This is a genomic window from Marinobacter nitratireducens, from assembly GCF_000708045.1.
Lineage (GTDB): Bacteria > Pseudomonadota > Gammaproteobacteria > Pseudomonadales > Oleiphilaceae > Marinobacter > Marinobacter nitratireducens.
Genome location: NZ_ANIE01000003.1, coordinates 319151 through 336822 on the forward strand (window position 1 = coordinate 319151; position 17672 = coordinate 336822).

A 17672-nucleotide genomic window follows, 5' to 3' on the forward strand; every position below is an offset into this window, starting at 1 on the left:
GGGGCAGGATGCCCGCTCTCAGCGCGATGATCTTTTGCTTGCTGGGCGCAGCGCCAGCCAGTGTCTATTCGGCGCCAGCGACCATAACAGGCGCACTCGACAACCGTTTCAGCGATAACATGGCGCAAAGCGCTGACAATGAGAGTAGCGATACTGAGACCAGAGTTACTGTCGGTATCTTTCATGAGACCGATCCCGGGAAGTGCTCTGCACAGACTGGTGCAGAGCTCGGCTATGGCCGGTGGTGGGATCGCACATACGACCCTGAAACCTACGTCGACGGGAATTTCTTTGGTCTATGTGAACTACGCGCTGGGCTGACTTGGGAAGTAAACGATAACCTGAGCCAGGTCAAACGCGATTCACGAGGCACAGATACGCCGGATAACCGGTCCGTTAAGAATATATTTCGAACCGGACCGAGGTACATGATCCCACTTGGCGCCCGGGATCAGTTGAATCTGTCCATCCAATATCAAAACACGGAGTTCAGGGAGCCTGAAGAAACAGACAGTGAACGGTACATTGGGTCAGCGGGGTGGAACCATGTGTTTCATCCGACCTTGTCCGGTGGTGTGAGCGTATCAACTAATCGGGCCGATCTGGACACTGGTGGAGAGATAGATACCAATGTTGTGTCCCTGAACTGGATAAAGAACTGGGCGGCAACGGATTTTACGGGAAGCTTGGGATACAGCAAGCTGACCAGTCGTTTCGGGACGTTCGAGCAGAGCTCCGACGGTTTGGTCGGTCAGGTGAGTATTGAACGTGACGTTTCCGGATCTCTTCGTCTTTATTTGAATGCCAGTCAGGAACTGACCGATCAAACGTCCGATTTTGATGTTCGCTTCGAAGATTTCACCTTTAACCTTCGTGAAACAACAGAGGTTCGGGTAACGACACTCAACTTTGGTGGCGAGAAAGAGTTCAGCTCTGGTGCCATTACGCGAATCAGTTTCTTCGCCAACCGGGCGGATTACCTGAGAGTGGATGACAAAGAAGATACTGCGGGCGTGGATGTGACTTATTCAAGGCCAATCAGCCCTCTGTGGTCATTTGATGCTGCCGGGCGATATGAATACGCTTATTTTAATAGCAATGGTCAGAACGATGAGACATTCAGTCTGTCTACTGGGTTGAGCTATTCAATGACACAGGACTTTCAGTTGACGGGTAGTGTTGGTCACAATCAAAGGCAAAGTGATGCAGCATCCAGCGAGTACAAGGAAAACTGGGTCATTCTCGGTTTAAATTATCAATTCCGATAGACAGTGTTTCCGGAGCGCAAGGAAGTGATCAAGAACGCTTTGACCATCGACGTAGAGGACTACTTCCAGGTTGCTGCATTAGCTGAAGCAGTCAAGCCGGAGGATTGGAATGCAATGGAGTACCGGGTCGAGCATAACACCGACCGGATTCTAGAGCTTCTTGATCAGAAAGGAATCAAGGGAACATTCTTCACGCTTGGCTGGGTCGCCAACAAATCCCCCGAGCTCGTACGTCGAATACACGAGGCCGGGCACGAAATTGCCAGTCACGGGTACAGCCATCAGTTAGTTTATAATCAAAAGCCAGAGGTTTTCGTCGAGGAAACCCGGAAATCAAAGAAGCTCCTGGAAGACATTGCCGGTACTGCCGTCACCGGTTATCGGGCTGCAAGCTATTCAATCACCGCTCAGTCGCGGTGGGCGCTTGACGTGCTCTGCGAGGAGGGATTTACCTGGGATTCCTCTATCTTTCCTGTCCACCATGATCGCTATGGGATGCCCGGAACTCCTCATGAGCCATACTTACTCAAAGCTCCTAATGGAGGGGTGCTGAGGGAATTTCCCCTGTCCACGTGCCCAATCGGCAATTATCGCCTTCCAATAGCAGGTGGCGGCTATTTCCGATTATATCCTTATTGGTTAAGTCGATGGGGGCTAGGCCGTATTAATAGAGCAGGGCAGCCGTTTATTTTCTACCTCCATCCGTGGGAAGTGGATCCGGAGCAGCCTCGCCTGAAAGTAAGCGCAATTTCTCGTTTCAGACATTACAACAATCTGAACCGATGCTTGTCACGCCTGGAACATCTGTTGGATGACTTCAGTTTTGGAACGGTCGACGAGGTTCTGTCGTTGGTAGATATCCCGTCAGAACCTGTTGCGGTCTGAGGCGCTTCTATGGGAACTGCTTTATCCGCAACCGACTTTGGTCAAATCAAGTCGCGTATTAACTCGCTGAAAGCGCAGAAGGCCGAGTTAGGGCGACATATAGCGAAAGCCAGGCGCCTGGACCCGGAATCAACAGGCTCTCTGATTGAACAGATGAAGGCTGTTTCCGATGAGCTAAAAGCTCTTCAGAAAACATTGAAGAAACGGCTAAAGGCGGTTGGTGAGGAATCAGACAGAACAACGCGTTGGTCGCCCGAGCTTGGAACAATCCCGAACGCTATTGGCGACCAACACGTAAGCCAATTCAAGATTTCCGACTATTTTTCCGACCCTTCCCGGAAATCTGCTATCAATAAATACGTTGCCGAACACCCTGCCGGGAGTATTTGGCATACGGTTGAGACGGTGGAGTTCATCGCCAAGACATATGGCCATCCCTCACGGTACCTGATAGCTACTGACGCTACTGACGGTGTGGTTGGGATCTTGCCTTTGGTTCAGCTCAACAGTCGATTGTTTGGAAACGTAATTGTCTCAACTCCGTATTTCAATTACGGAGGCGTATTGGCCGCAAATCGGTCAATAGCCGACGCTCTACTTGAGGAAGCGGCTGCCTGGAGACAGCAGGTAGGCGCCGACAGCATCGAACTCCGACATGTACCGGATTCTAAGTTGGGGCTAAAGCAACGCACCGATAAACTGACTTTTTGGCTACCGTTGCCGTCTGATTCCAAGGACCTCTGGGACAGTTTTCAACCAAAGGTACGGGCGCAGATTCGGCGCGGGGAGAAAGAAAAGGCAGAAATACTATTCGGTAGGCATGAACTCCTGAATGATTTTTATGCTGTTTTTTCGCGCAACATGAGAGACCTGGGAACGCCAGTTTACGGAAAGTCGTTCTTCGGCAACCTTCTGGACGCGTTAGGATCTCAAGCCACCCTTGTTGTCGCTCACATAGATAGTTTTCCAGTTGGGTGCGCGTTTATTACGGGCTTTGGCAATCGCATGGAGATCCCCTGGGCATCTACGTTGCGAGAATATAACCATACTGGCATCAATATGCTTATGTATTGGAAGGTCCTCGAGTTATCGATCGCCAAGAACTGCAACCTATTTGATTTTGGTCGATGCAGTAAGGACGCCGGAACCTACCGGTTCAAACAACAATGGGGGGCAACGCCAGTTCAGCTCAACTGGGATTATGTCCTGAATGATGGCGAAGAACTGCCAGGTTTAAACCCTCAGAATCCGAAGTTCCGGTTCCTTATCGCGGTATGGAAACGCATGCCAGTCTGGATGAGCCGTGTCATTGGTCCCCGTGTTGTGAAGTTTTTACCCTGAAGTCAGCAATTCAATGGATGTGATAACAATGGATTCGAAGATGTCGGAGTCTGCCGCCAATGTTTGTTATGACTCGATGGCTGTGAGTGAATGGCCAAACCAGTCGTTGGAGCAGCTATTTCTTGGGCATTGTGAACGCCAGCCCGGGAAAGAGGCGGTTCGGGGTAAAGACGGCTCGTTGACGTACTCTGATCTGGACGCCAGAAGTAAGGCTTGGGCGGGGTGGCTGATATCCCGGGGACTGGGTGCCGGTGATAACATTCTTGTATGTGTTGATCGAACCATTGAGTTACCCGCAATCCTGCTCGGGATTCTCCGAGCTGGCGCATGCTATGTGCCTGTTGATCCGGCTCTTCCGGCGGATCGCGTCGCAATCATTGTAGAAGACTCTGGTTCAAAGGCCGCAGTGACTGACCGGGCCAATACCCACCTGATACCGGAGGCATTTTCAGATAGAACGTTTTTGGTCGAGAGCCTACCAGAGTTAACCGAATACCACGCCTTACCATCATGGAACCCTGACGATCTTGCGTATCTGCTATTTACCTCAGGTTCAACCGGTAGGCCCAAGGGAGTGCCTATTCCCCGAGGGGCAATGGTTAACTTTCTTTTGGCAATGGCGAATGAACCGGGTATAGAGCCTTCGGACCGGGTTCTGGCTTTGACCACAGTATCGTTTGATATATCAGTTCTTGAGATTTTTTTGCCACTGATCTCGGGCGCCTCAATCTATTTGGTGTCTCGCAATGATGGACTGGATCCAGCACTTCTGTCTTCGATCATTGATGAGAATCAGCTGACGCTCATGCAAGCGACACCTGCTACATGGCGGATGCTCACAGATTACGGCTGGAGGCCTAACGGGGCTCATAGGCTGATCAGTGGGGGAGAGGCGTTTCCGGTCGGATTGGCCAAAGTTCTTTGTTCCTCTGCGGGCGCAGTTTGGAATTGTTATGGGCCTACCGAGGCGACCGTCTACGCGAGTGTTCATAGAGTAACGCTGACAGATGTTGAAAATGCGCAGATTCCTCTGGGCAGTGCTCTTCCGAACCTGGTTTACCGGATAAGCGATGAGAACGGTCTACCTTGTCGGGTTGGGCAGCCAGGTGAATTGTGGATTGCTGGTGTTGGCGTCACTCCGGGGTATTATGGGCGCCCAGAATTGAACCAGGAGCGTTTCGCAGAGGCGGAGCACGATGGCCAGGCTTTAAGATTCTATCGCACCGGTGATCTTGTCTGCATGACGGATGATGGTGCTTTGCTTTACATCGACCGCCTTGATAACCAGGTAAAGATTCGAGGGTTCCGTGTAGAGCTTGGAGAGATCGAAACGGTCCTTTCCAGCCTTCCCGGGATTGGAGAAAGTGCGGTAGTCCTTGCCGGCCCTGCTGGCGCTGAGCCGGCCTTGGTGGGGTGCATCCGAGGAACTGAGTCTGGAGATCAGAAAGCGCTGGAGTCTGCGTTAGCAGAAAAGCTACCGTCCTATATGATTCCAAAAGCTTGGCGTTGGTACCCGGACCTTCCAGTAACTCCGAGCCGTAAGATCGACCGGAAAGCTCTGAAAGCCTGGATTCAGTCTGAATCTCCTCAACAGGAGAACAGTGAAGAACGTGTCGAATTCGCGGATCCGTCTTTCGAGAACATGGCCCGATGCTGGCATGAGCTCCTGGGTGCTTGGCCGGAGAATGAACAGTCGGACTTTTTCTTGCTTGGCGGGCATTCGCTCATAGCCGCCAGCTTGTCGGTTATGCTCCTGCGCAAAACAGGCAAGCATGTCAGGCCGGTAGATCTGCTCACACACAGCAAGCTCGCAGAGCATGTTCAACTGTTTGAGCATGCGGAGCAGTGTGTTGATAGAAATCCGATGTACGCGAGAATTGAGGACCTTCCCGAGCGAATACCATTCTCCAGCGCTCAAAAGCGTATGTGGTATGCCGTGCTCGCAGCGAAGAGTGCCGGGGTATTCTATGAATCAGAAGCCTATCAGATAGACGAAGAAATTGATCTTGAGTTATTGAAGGAATCAATCCGGTCTGTTCTCGCAGATCACGTGGCGTTCCGCATGGTTATCGCAGACAGTGACGAGCTGGAATGGGTTATCGTCGATCCGCGCCAGGATGTGGATGTTGTCACCGTTGACCCTGAGGGCGGTTGGGATTCTCTTCCGGATACAATGACGGAGCGTGCGCGCCGGCCCTTTGATTTCCACGCGGAGCCGCTGGTGCGGTTTATTGTCTATACCGATCATGAAAAGCGGCACGTCATTCAGTATGTGGCGCATCACATGATCATCGATGGGCTTTCGCAGTCCGCTGTCTGGAAAGAAGTTGCCCGGAACTACGACAAGGGAACCAAAGAAGAGCGGACTGAAGCCGATCTCGGGTTTGCTGGGTACCTTAACGGCAAAAGAGAGATTGATCAGCGTTCTGATCTGGATTACTGGGTAGAGACTCTCGCAGACGCGCCGGGGCCATTGGATATCAAAACAGATTATCCCAGGCCACCAACGCAATCGTTTGATGGCGCCACTGTCTCCGTGGATCTACCGGAGGTGGTGGGTGAAAAACTGTTCACGGTTGCAAGGGACCTTCAGGTAACCCCATTCGCCGTTGCATTATCACTATATGCTCTGTTTTTAGATAAACATGCTCAGCAGGGAGCTTATGTCATTGGAGTGCCTGTCAGCGGCCGGCAACCGCCGATTACGCAGGACATGGTCGGGTTATTCATCAACACCATCGCTGTCCCCGTCAGAGTCGATCAGCATTTGAGCTTTGATAAATTGGCAAGGGACGTAAGTGCGTCGTCACTGGAGGCGATGCAGCATGACGGCATTCCCTTTGATGAAGTGGTTAACGCCGTATGTCCCGATAGGGATCCTTCTCGTATGCCCATTTATCAGACCATGCTCGGCCTCAACGACTACACGGGCAGGCCAAGTGGACTTTCTTCTGTTGTGGGCTGGGAACCTGTGGTCGTCGATACTGGTTTTTCGCAGTTTGACCTGCTGATGTTCGTCGAGACCTATTCAGATCGCCTCAGGCTGGTATTACAGGGCAACACATCACTGTATAAGCGCTCAACCCTCCAACGTTTTGTTGAGCGATTTGGCACGATGATGGAGGCGGCTCTGGATTCTCCAGACACGTCCTGTGAGAAGATCGATAGCGTAACGGGTATCGAAAAAAGGTTGATCGATAATTGGCATCTGGACCAAAGAGCCTATCACCGGGACTCCAGTGTTTTTCAGTGCTTTGCGGCTCAAGCGCGATCTACACCGGAAGCATCGGCAATCGCATGCGGCGACCTCGAACTCAGTTATCGTGAGCTCGAAGCCTATTCGGCGCGCATTGCAGGCAAGCTGATAGATTGCGGTGTGGAACAAGGGGCCAGGGTTGGTATTTCCTCAAGACGGACAGTGGAAACCGTTGCGGGCATTTTGGGAATTTTACGCGCTGGTGCGTCGTATGTTCCATTGGACTTCAACTATCCAGATGAACGGCTAGCGACCATTCTGCAGTTAACGGAAGTCCGCCATGTTCTAGTCGACGAAAGCGACGGTCCTCTGCTTGAGCAACGGAAGCTTTCTCTGCAAGTCATTACCGTTGCTCCTTTTGACGCGTCGAATCTAGCCGATATGTCGCACGTTGATCCCAGGCAGGTTGATCCCCTTGATGGGGCCTACGTCATGTTTACGTCGGGTTCGACGGGACTTCCGAAAGGGATTGAGGTCTGCCATCGCAACATCCTACGTCTTGTTCTCAACAACAACTTTATGCCATTGGATAGCGACACCCGATTCTTGATGTACGCGCCAGTTGCATTTGATGCGTCCACCCTGGAGATATGGGGCCCGTTGCTGAATGGCGGAACCCTGGTCATTCCAGAAAAAGAGCAGATTTCGATGGAAGAGCTCGGAGACGTTCTGGAATCCGGGAAGGTATCAGCCCTTTGGCTGACGGCAGCATTGTTTCATTACGTGGCCGAGTACTCGCCAGACATTTTTAAGAATGTCCGGCACCTACTGGCTGGGGGAGATGTACTCTCTCCGAAATGGGTAGCGAAAGTGCTAGAGGAAAACCCAGGTCTGACTTTGATTAATGGGTATGGTCCGACCGAGAACACCACGTTCACATGTTGCTACCCCATGCATTCTCCAGATCAGGTTCCGACGCCAATTCCAGTTGGTTTTCCGATCTCAAATACAACAGCTTATATATTGGATGCATACGGTAACGATTGTCCGATTGGTGTGCCGGGGAATCTCTTTACGGGGGGAGATGGCGTTGCGCTTGGATATGTGAACGATCAAGAACGGACCGACCAGGTATTTGTTACAAATCCGTGTGGAAGAGCAATTGGGCGCGTGTATAACACCGGAGACCTCGCATCCTGGCGGGAAGACGGCGCCATAGAGTTCCTTGGTCGAGTTGATAATCAGGTGAAGATCCGCGGGTTCCGTATTGAGCCAGATGAAATTTCGACATTGCTGGAACAATACCCCGGGGTTGAGCAGGCAATTACAGTTCCCTGGATAGCCCCATCCGGCGAGAAACAGCTCGTAAGCTATGTGACTCCTGAGTTCAAGAACGCGTCTCAAAGGCGAGAAATTGTCAGCTGGTTAAAGCAAAAACTTCCACGCTATATGGTTCCCGACTATCTGATCGATCTTTCTGTATTCCCGGTCGGTCAAACCGGAAAAGTTAATCGTAGACAGCTTCCCGAACCCCAGACTCAAAACAACGAAGAAGATGAGGGCCGCAAGACGCCACCCTCAACACCAACAGAAAAACAGCTCGCGGAGATCTGGAGCAGGGTGCTGAATCAGACGGTAATCGCTCGCGAGGACGATTTTTTCCGATTGGGGGGAACGTCAATCAAGGCGCTTCAGGTTTTCACCGCCATCGTGCGTGACATGAAACGTGACATCCCGCTTTCTACATTGCTGGAATACTCCTCATTGGTGGAACTCGCCCGGGTACTTGATGATCAGTTGGAACAGAGTGGCTCCGGAACGCGGCAGAAGAATGTTTCGAAGAATCGATCCTGGACCAGTCTGGTCCCAATGGGTGGAGAGGGAGTAGTCGGACCTCTTGTATGTGTTCATGCAGTGGGCGGTAACGTACTCAGTTATCGGACGACACTAGAAAAGATTGGCCAGAATCGGCCCCGCGTCGGATTTCAGTCAAAGGGGCTGGATGGTTATGGCGAGCCTAAGCCAACCCTTCGAGAACAGGCAGACGACTACGTGGCTGAGTTGCTCGACGCTGGATACACCGGCACCTTTACCCTGATGGGAGGTTCTATGGGCGGTACGATCGCGCTCGAAATGGCTTCTATCCTGACGGACAAAGGGTACGATGTTGACTATGTGGTACTTCTCGATACGATCGGTCCCTATGGGCGTGATAATGAATCCGACGAAGGCGCGGATGGGGGGTCTGAAGCGATACAGAGTATTGCCAAAAGAATAGTGCCTTCCTTAAAGAGTCGCGCCACGTACGCGCTGAAGAAACTTTCCATTGCGATCCATCGGATAATGGGAAAACCCGTCCCTTATGGACTGCGCCCCTTTTTCATTGAGGAACGGAACAAGCGAGCCTTGACCAGACACACCGAGAGACCTTATGCCGGGGATGTGCTACTGGTAAGGGGCACTGAGAAATTTGGTGGTGTTTACAAGGATCCAAAGCTTGGTTGGGAGGGCGTCCTCACAGGAAAGCTTGAAATCCGGGAAGCGCCAGTGGCCCATGAAGAATTCATGGAGTCACCGGAGGTGATCGATATTCTCGAAACATTTTTCTCGTCCTCAACTTGAGGGCTAGGTGAGTGATTGATAAAGAGCTATGTACTTCCGGACGTTTTCTCGCCGATCAAAATGCTCTCGTACATGACTCTCTCCGGCGGATGCCTTGAACTGGGCGTCTGCTGGCTGCTTAATCAGCCGATCCAGAGCTGCCGCATACCCAGATGCGGAATGTTCTTTTACGAGAGTTCCGCAGCGACCGTAATCGAGAGCCTCTGGTATGCCGCCTGTGTCATGGGCTACCACAGGAATCTTCAAGGCCAGCGCTTCAATGAGCGTCATTGGAAGGCCTTCGTGATCGGATGGCATGAGCAGCGCGTCGAGTTGCCTTATTGCGGGTGTAGCCGGGTTGAGAAAACCAACGAATGAAATATGTTGATCCAATTCATGCTCACGAGTTCGCGCTTCAAGGGATTTCCTGAGAGGCCCATCGCCGATGATTACTCCTCGCACATTATGCCCAAAGCGTTTTCTGAGTAAATCGAGGGCTTCAATAAAAAGATCCGCGCGTTTGACTGGTACCAAACGGCCGACCAGCCCGACAGTGAAAACCTGGCCGGCCTTCTCTTCGGCGGGCTGATGCTGCTCCTGCGATAGCTCCTGGACGTCGATAAAGTTATGAATCAAGGATGTTTTCCCGGGATAAGGGCGCTCTAACAATTCCTTGAGTTGCTTCGATACCGCGACAATGCCTTGCTGAAACCAGCGACCAATCAAGGTATCAATACCATCGAGAGTTCTTTTTACCGGTTTTTTCCAGCTTCGGGTATGTTCGGGATTACCGTGTACGGTTCGCACAGAACAGCGAACGCCGGCAAGACGTTGAGCTGTTACGCCAAGGATGTTCTCTTTGAATCCATGAGTGTGTATGACATTGGCACCATTACTCCTGATATGACATCGAATGGACTGAATCATCTGATAGGCGCTGAGTGAGGTTTCATCCGCCACTGTCACGGGAACCCCCAGGCTCTGGAGCTTATTAGCCAGTACGCCGTGGTTGAAGACGATGGCTGTGGGATTAATTTCGCGGGTTTCAGACAGGGCTTTGATGAGCTGATAGACCTGTACTTCTGCACCAGCCCACAAATCTCCTGACGCAATGTGAGTCACGGTGAGGCTCATGAGGAAAACAGGCTCCGTCCGATCGTAGACAGGCTTAAGCGGCGGGAGCGGCCATTGCCGTCATGAAAGTTAAAGCGCTTCAGGTTATGGACCGGTGTGGTCGTGTCATTCAGGCCATTTTGTGTCGTGCAGGCGCCGAGATAATTACCGCTGACAAGGTGCTCACCTTTGTCGGTAATGTCTCCATTGGGATAGCAGAACAAGGATATCGGGCCGATATTCAGTGATTCCAGTTCGTGCTTGCAAAGCACTATCTCATCTTCAAGGGATGCTTGATCCAAGAGCATATTGAGCCTGAAATGTTCTCTGGTATGGGCTCCAAAACGTACCAGACCTGATGAAGCCATTTCCCGGAGTTCGCTGTTATTGAGGATCAGGCGAGAGGATGAAGGATGGGGTGCTTCATTCAGTGTTATCCCGGAAAGGATCGTGTTGTCATCAAGCGATTTGAGATTGTTTACAAGGCCATCCGCCTCTTCCACAGATAGGCCACGTTCACTGAACGGCGTACCTGCGGCATACTGTTTCAGCCATTCATTGATTTCTGGCGGTCTGCTGGAAGGCTCAAGCCGTGATAGCTCGATGACGCGTTCCGGCCAGAACACGCGATTTGTGTTGAGGTACTGACTGACCAGAAATATCGTTGCAGGAACACGGTATTTCTCAAGCAGTGGGAAGGCGTAGCTGTAATTGTCTTGCCAGCCATCGTCGAAGGTCAGGGCGACGGCAAGTTTGGGGAGTTTTTCTCCGGCTTTTCTTTTTCTAACCCACTCATCCAAGTGGACGAACGAAGCGTTCAGGGATTGAAATAGCTCAAGATGGCTATCAAGGGTTTCAGGCGACGCGACCATTCCGGGTTGCTCGATGTTTCGAAGAGGGGATTCTGTGGGCAGTATCCGGTGGTAGGTCAAAATAACAAGAGTCGGCTTTTTTGCCATCCTGAGTCGAAGCAGGCCAATGTAAGAGAACGCTGAGTGCAAAGCACTTTTCACAAGACCTTTTACAATCGTCATTCAAGCCATCCCTGTGTATCTGTTAACCGGCTGTAAACGGCCGAATCCGACGATCGCTATGGTAACATAACGGATTGGATGCATACGGATCAGCTCCATGGATATAGGACACCCAGCCAACTTTCTTTTTGCCCTGGACGGTATTGTACTGTCTGACATACCAACTTGCGTCCTGGACAGCCTACCTCGTATTGAATCGGAGTATTGCCGAGCGTTCAGTAGAGAAAGCGACCAAGTCATGGCTTTCTGTTCAAGGCTATTACGTCGAGCATTGATCTCTGCGGCAACAATTACTGAAAAGCAGGAACTGGTATTCGGCAATACTCCAACAGGAAGGCCGTATGTCGACTCTGACTGCAGCCCATTCCCGGATCTTGAGTTCAATATATCCCATTCGAATGGTTTACTGGACGTGCTGCTGGTACCCGAGGGGGCGTGCGGCGTGGATATCGAAGTACACGACGACCAGATGGTTCCAGCCGATTTGATGACTGCCGCTCATTTTTCTGACAAAGAACTGGGATTTATGTCTCAGGCACAGGGTGAGCATGATCTGAAGCGTCGTTTCTATCTCGTGTGGACGCTTAAAGAAGCTTTATTGAAACATCGTGGCGATGGCTTGGCAGGAATCGGGGAGTTGGACATATTCGATGTCGTTAATGTATCGCCGCAGCGTCACACTTTTGATGTTCTGGGTTTGGATCCCGAACTCGAGTTTTACGTCGATTTGAATGAGCGATATTCTCTTGCCTGCGTGTACAGTAAACGATTGATGCCATTAAACTCCCGATTCTATTCACCAGAACAGAGTCTGGACTTTATTAAGGATCTTGAGAGGCGAGATAAGCCAAACACTATCACAAGGATGATGTTACCGTGATTGAAGTACTTTTCTGGGTTGCTTTGCTCGGCTCTGTTTACAGCTATTTTCTCTACCCGTTTGCCTTGAGTCTTATACCGACACGGGTTAGCCAAATGCGTCAAGCAGATGGATACCAGCCTCGGATTTCTTTGATTGTGACGGCACACAATGAAGAAGGGAGAATCGTAAAAAAGCTGGAAAACTGTCTGGCCATCGACTATCCCAATCTCGAAATTATTATTGCTTCTGACGCATCAACCGATCGTACGGACGACATCGTTAAGGGGTATTCCCAAAAGGGTGTAACCCTTGCCAGAGCGGACGAACGAAAGGGAAAAGAGTATGCCCAGTTGCAGGCGATTAAAGCTGCTAAGGGTGACATCCTGGTCTTTTCTGATGTGGCAACGGACATCCCGACTGATGCGCTGCAAAAGATGGTTTTTTACTTCCGAGATGACAGCGTCGGAGCCGTTTCAAGCGAGGACCGCTTCATCACCCGGGACGGGGGAATTGCAGGTGAAGGCGCCTATGTTAAGTACGAAATGTGGTTACGGAGCCTGGAATCCAAGCGGGCGGGCCTAGTTGGTCTCAGTGGTTCCTTCTTTGCCGCACGTAAGGAAGTTTGCCAGCAATGGGACATCGCTGCGCCAAGTGATTTCAACACCGCCCTTAATTGTGCGTCTCAGAAACTCGTTGCTGTCTCAGCGCCAGATGTACTCGGTTACTATCAGGATGTGGCGGACAGCAAAAAAGAATACGAACGAAAGCTACGGACCATAATCAGGGGCCTGACAGCGATTGAGCGTCACCCAGAGGTGATGAACCCTGTTAGATACGGATGGTTTTCGTTCCAGGTTCTCAGTCACAAACTGATGCGTTGGGCCGTTCCCTGGTTCCTGCTTCTTCTAATCGTTACCTCGGTACCAATGGCAGACGAGGGCGGTTTGTATTCATTGGCCCTGTTTGGCCAGCTTATTTTCTATCTGTGCGTGTTTCTGGCCTACGCGAGGCCATCGCTTCGTGACAACAAATTTCTGAAAATCCCGTTCTTTTTCATTCAGGTTAATCTGGCTATTGCTCATGCAACAATCCGCTTTTTATCGGGGACGAGGATGACTGTCTGGACACCGTCAAAACGATGATTTCTATGGAGTTATCCTGGGGGCAGACAGAATGACCTTGAGCATGTTGAGGCCTGTGGGAAATCGTGTTCCCCTGCCTGAAGTCTCAGCTGAGGGGGAATACCCTTGGCATTCGTACAATACGGAGTTCATGGATTCTGGTACCTCGTCGCTTTATGTCGCGTTGGTTTGTGCAAAGAAGTTAAGGCCTGATGTCGAAGATCCGGAGGTAATCATGCCCGCCTATGGCTGCCCTGATCTCATAGCTGCCGCTGTTGCAGCCGGGGTTCGGCCTGTGCTGGTAGATTTGGTCAAGGACTCGCCCTGGATGGACGAGGAAGGGGTAACATCGCGCGTTAGCGAAAATACGGTTGCCATACTGGCAGTGAACTTTCTCGGTATTCTTGCTCCCCTTTCGGGCCTCAGAGTGATCGCTGACGAGCACTCTATTTTCTTGATTGAGGACTCGGCACAGGCGATTCCGCCGTCGTCCGCACATAGCAACGAGGCGGATTTTGTTGTGCTTAGTTTCGGGCGAGGAAAGCCTGTGAACCTGATGGGAGGTGGGGCGCTCCTCTATAGGCATTCCTACAATTCTGTGGTGTCAGATGTAATCAATATGTATCCCGGCACTTCAATTGTTTGCGATGTCCGTTGGCATTTGAAGCGCGGCTTATTCAACCTACTTATGAGCAGGATAGCGTATGGGGTATTGCTCCGTATCCCAATGCTCCATCTGGGTGAAACGCGCTTCCATGCCTTGGGTGAGATAAGACGACTGTCAATTCCACGGGCATTGGTACTGTCTGGTATCACCAAATTTTCGGGGTCTTCGAGCCGGGTCCGCGTCTGGTTCCAGGAGCTTCACCATCTGGAAGAAGAGGGCTGGCTCTTACTCCATGGGAATAATTCTGAGTCGGATGAACCCGAATCGAACTTCCAACAAGCCTTGCGGTTTGGAGTACTCGCCCAATCAACGGTAGATCGGGATTGTGCCATCAGAGAGTTAAATAAGATCGGTATAGGTGCTAACGCTTTGTACGGTGTGTGTTTGCCTGCTATCTCAGGTGTTTCTGAGTATACGAAGGACGACGAGAACAGTTTTCCCAATGCCGAGAACTTTGCAAAACGCCTGTTAACCCTTCCAGTCCATGATGGTGTGACGGACCAGGATATCCGAAAGGCTGTTGGGGCGTTACTGTGAGTACTCGGTTTCACTCATGAATCGAATAAGTGATTGCCTTGCTTCTGTGCAGTCAGGAGATTCTCTTCCCTCACATTCCGCGGCAATAGCCAAAAAGCTCCCATTAGACCTTCCTGAGAGCCCACGAAGGCCACCGTACAACTTGATCTCAATGCGGGAAGCTGAGGCCAAATCCCCCAGGCGATACCATGACCATAGCAATACCGAGCGCCCATCTTCGAGGCTGACAAGTTGGGTTTCTTTCACGCGATCAATACCGAAGCCATTTTGGCGCGGGGCGGAGACCATAGACTGATCGAGGAGACTCCACTCAGCTTCGTCGTACAGATTATTCTTATAGTAAATCAGCTCTTTGCCCTGTTTTTGCTGTCGATAGGCTTCGATTTGAAACTGAACCTGCTGCAGTTGTTCAGATACATAGGTGCCGGCTGCCGAAATGTCGGGGTTAACGAATGACGGTGACCAGATGGTTGCAAACCGCAGAGGGCCCCGCCACTGTTCTCCGGCTACTGGCAGGCTTGGCGACCAGTCATTGTTGGAGTCTTCGAAAATGACGGTTTGCGAATAGAACGTCACAGGAACAAGTAACACAATGACAGAAGCGAGGAGGGCAGCGCGGTAACTCAACGATCTACTACCAAGAGGTGTAGCTTCTTGATCAACCGCTGATTGGATTCTTAGTTCAAGCGGAGTCGGATTGTTTGCCTCTGGTTCCAGGCGACGGGCTATAAAAAATAGGGGAACCAGGCAGATGGCTAGAAATGTTAGCCACCCGAACGCTTCGTGATCCTCGATAATTGAGCTTTGCATATCGGTCACATGACCAATCACGATGATCCCAAATACCCTAATCCAATTAGCCAACATCGAGAGCAGCGCCGCGAAAACAGTCAATATCAATGACCGCTTATATCCAGGGAGGTACAGGAACCCATAGAGCGGAGCAAGAAAAAGTCCGACCATCAGATAACGTACGCCGGAGCAGCCGCCCGCAACGAAAAAGGTACCGGCGGGTATCGTAATATAAAGTTCATGAATGTCTGCAGGAATGCCTACAACTTGAAGTAGCAAGCTATTAACGAAGACCGTAATGGCCTGAAAAATGGGCGACATATCGTCCCATATGGGGGAGGCGAAGATCAGTAGTCCGATGGGTACGCCTGCAAGTTTCAGGAACCGGGGGCCATAGATGGCCCAGCCCCAGCTGGCCATGAGGAACGGTAAGCAAAGGAGGCGAAGAGTCTTTATATCCGCAGATTTAGCAATCAGCATCACCAAGCTTACAAGTAGCAAGCTCAAAAAACCAATTCCGGACGGGTTGGGGGCGAGGTTGTAAAGCGCGCACCTTACTTTGAACAAAAGATATAGGCTAGCGCCAAGCACGAGAAATCCGTGCCCATATATGGTCCCTTGAAACCAAAGTTCAAAGAACTCAAGCCATTCAGGTAGAAAGAGTAAAGGTAAAAAGGTAGCATAAAGCCACGCTGTGGGACGGGGCCCTAAATGGACTGACTGCATTGGGTTGAAAGTCCTTTTCTTACGTCATAACAGAGCAGCAGTCTAGCACTACTCAGCAGGACGCAACAGCAATAGACGGCAGTTGGCTGAGCCAACGATGTGAAGTAAAGCAAAGGACAGCCTAGGTAATGAGCAAGCGTGTATTACTGATCTCGTATTATTTTTATCCCGATGTTGCCATTGGCGCCAAGCGACCGAGTCAGTTAGTGAAGGCGCTCATTGCGGAGGGGTGGTCTGTTGATGTTATTACCAATCGCTTAGGCGCAGCAGAAGAAGAATGTAGAAGAGGCTCATCAGATTATGGTGAAATCCTGTCTATTTATCACCATCCGGGGATCTTAAACCCTACTTGGAAATTCTTGAAGAGGCTAAAACAAAGAATTTCAAAGAGTACTGGTGTTGAAAGCACCCAAGAGCAGAAGCACGAGTTGACCGAAGCACAAAGCACGCATGCGTCTGGATTAAAGCGATGGCTTTTGTGGTTGCGTAGCCATATATTCTCATTACAGTCGTTATTTAGTGAGACGAAAGCTTGGGCCGCATTATCATTGGCTCGAATTCTTTTACTATGGAGCACTCGTAGAAAATACGACTTGGTAATTAGCACTAGCCCCCCAGATTCAGTCCATTTTCTAGGTCTCATATCGAAAAAGCTCTTCAATGCCCCGTTAATAACTGATCTTCGTGATCCATTGATTATGTGGGAGGAGGTTGATCCTCAGACAGTCACGAAGTTCAGACAGAGCTTTGAAGAGAGCATGGAAAAGACGTATTACAAAAATTCTGATCATATCGTCGTCACGTCTCCCAGATTGGAGGCTGAGTTGCTTCATAATCATGGTTTGAAGGTTGGATCTGTCACGACAATTTATAACGGGTTTGATGGGAAAATCTCAGATGCCATTGTGCCAGTAATGCCTCCGGTAAAAGGGGTGTTCGCGGGAAATCTTTATTTTAAAAGAAATCCTATCCCCTTATTTGAAGCAATCAAGGAATTGAAGAAAAATAATATTGTTAACGGTGACGTCTTTAGGTTCGATTTTTATGGTGACTGTGCGATTTGGAATGGAATAGACCTGAGGGAATGGTTGGAGGAAAATGGAATTGATGACATTGTATCAATTAAGGGGCTAATCTCTCCTCAAGAGGTCGAATCTATTTTAGGCCAGTATCATATCTTATTGAATTTCACACAGTTTCAGCCAAGACAGATTCCGGCAAAGACCTTCGAATATTTGAGGTTCCCAGGAAGAATGCTCCTTATTTCTGAGCCAGGGTCCGATGCCGCTAATCTCGTAAAGGATGATGAGCTTGGAGTAGTGGTAGCCCCGGATCGCGACTCTATATGCCGCGAGCTCAAAACAATAATAGATGGATGTGAATCCGAATTACGTATCGATAGAGAAGAGATGTCGCGGAGAATGAAATATTCTAGAGAGTTGCAGAATAGACGTTATGTCGCTCTAGCTGAACGAGTAGCTTTTAAAGAGTCGTTATAAGATGGTGTATTTTAGGGGATATGCCTAAAG

The 17672-nt window shown here is 50.4% G+C and carries 11 protein-coding genes; 8 read left to right on the plus strand and 3 right to left on the minus strand.

Annotation, left to right across the window (positions count from 1 at the left end; all coding sequences use genetic code 11):
• Positions 1–8: 8 nt before the first annotated feature.
• Genes D777_RS03370 through D777_RS03385 form a run of 4 tightly spaced genes read left to right on the plus strand, consistent with a single transcriptional unit; the run spans position 9 to position 9312 of the window.
• Entirely contained in the window at positions 9–1268 is a 1260-nt protein-coding gene (locus tag D777_RS03370) for an outer membrane beta-barrel protein (protein WP_227501653.1), read from the plus strand.
• A gap of 24 nt (positions 1269–1292) precedes the next feature.
• On the plus strand, positions 1293–2153 hold the full coding sequence (locus D777_RS03375; RefSeq protein WP_081849454.1) for an XrtA system polysaccharide deacetylase: 861 nt from the start codon (positions 1293–1295) through the stop codon (positions 2151–2153).
• A 9-nt stretch (positions 2154–2162) separates the two neighbouring features.
• Positions 2163–3494, plus strand: a complete 1332-nt coding sequence (locus tag D777_RS03380) for a FemAB family XrtA/PEP-CTERM system-associated protein (RefSeq protein ID WP_051668927.1) — start codon at positions 2163–2165, stop codon at positions 3492–3494.
• A 28-nt stretch (positions 3495–3522) separates the two neighbouring features.
• The gene (locus D777_RS03385; RefSeq protein WP_036128733.1) at positions 3523–9312 is read left to right on the plus strand and encodes a non-ribosomal peptide synthetase; all 5790 of its coding nucleotides are present in this window, start codon (positions 3523–3525) and stop codon (positions 9310–9312) included.
• 3 nt (positions 9313–9315) lie between these two features.
• Here the strand turns inward: D777_RS03385 and D777_RS03390 are convergent, their stop codons facing one another.
• Positions 9316–10425 carry a glycosyltransferase family 4 protein gene (locus tag D777_RS03390; RefSeq protein ID WP_036128735.1) on the minus strand — a complete coding sequence of 370 codons (1110 nt, stop codon included), beginning with the start codon at positions 10423–10425 and terminating at the stop codon, positions 9316–9318.
• Entirely contained in the window at positions 10422–11438 is a 1017-nt protein-coding gene (locus D777_RS03395) for a polysaccharide deacetylase family protein (RefSeq protein ID WP_036128738.1), read from the minus strand. Before D777_RS03395 ends, D777_RS03390 begins: the two co-directional genes overlap by 4 nt.
• Before the next feature lie 97 nt (positions 11439–11535).
• On the opposite strand from D777_RS03395, the gene D777_RS03400 reads away from it, so the two are divergent.
• From D777_RS03400 to D777_RS03410, 3 genes are all read left to right on the plus strand, one after another.
• Positions 11536–12318: a 4'-phosphopantetheinyl transferase family protein gene (locus D777_RS03400; RefSeq protein WP_036128740.1), complete on the plus strand. Its 783-nt coding sequence runs from the start codon at positions 11536–11538 to the stop codon at positions 12316–12318.
• Positions 12315–13442 (plus strand): glycosyltransferase, encoded by a 1128-nt coding sequence (locus D777_RS03405; RefSeq protein WP_036128742.1) that lies wholly within the window; start codon positions 12315–12317, stop codon positions 13440–13442. The genes D777_RS03400 and D777_RS03405 overlap by 4 nt, the downstream gene beginning before the upstream one ends.
• Before the next feature lie 130 nt (positions 13443–13572).
• The gene (locus D777_RS03410; protein WP_036128744.1) at positions 13573–14625 is read left to right on the plus strand and encodes a DegT/DnrJ/EryC1/StrS family aminotransferase; all 1053 of its coding nucleotides are present in this window, start codon (positions 13573–13575) and stop codon (positions 14623–14625) included.
• On the opposite strand, the gene xrtA is transcribed toward D777_RS03410, so the two are convergent.
• Positions 14617–16143, minus strand: a complete 1527-nt coding sequence (xrtA, locus tag D777_RS03415) for an exosortase A (protein WP_036128747.1) — start codon at positions 16141–16143, stop codon at positions 14617–14619. The two genes, D777_RS03410 and xrtA, sit on opposite strands and share 9 nt — an antisense overlap.
• 128 nt (positions 16144–16271) lie before the next feature.
• Between xrtA and D777_RS03420 the strand changes: the two genes are divergently transcribed.
• Entirely contained in the window at positions 16272–17642 is a 1371-nt protein-coding gene (locus tag D777_RS03420; protein WP_036128748.1) for a glycosyltransferase, read from the plus strand.
• Positions 17643–17672: the final 30 nt, after the last annotated feature.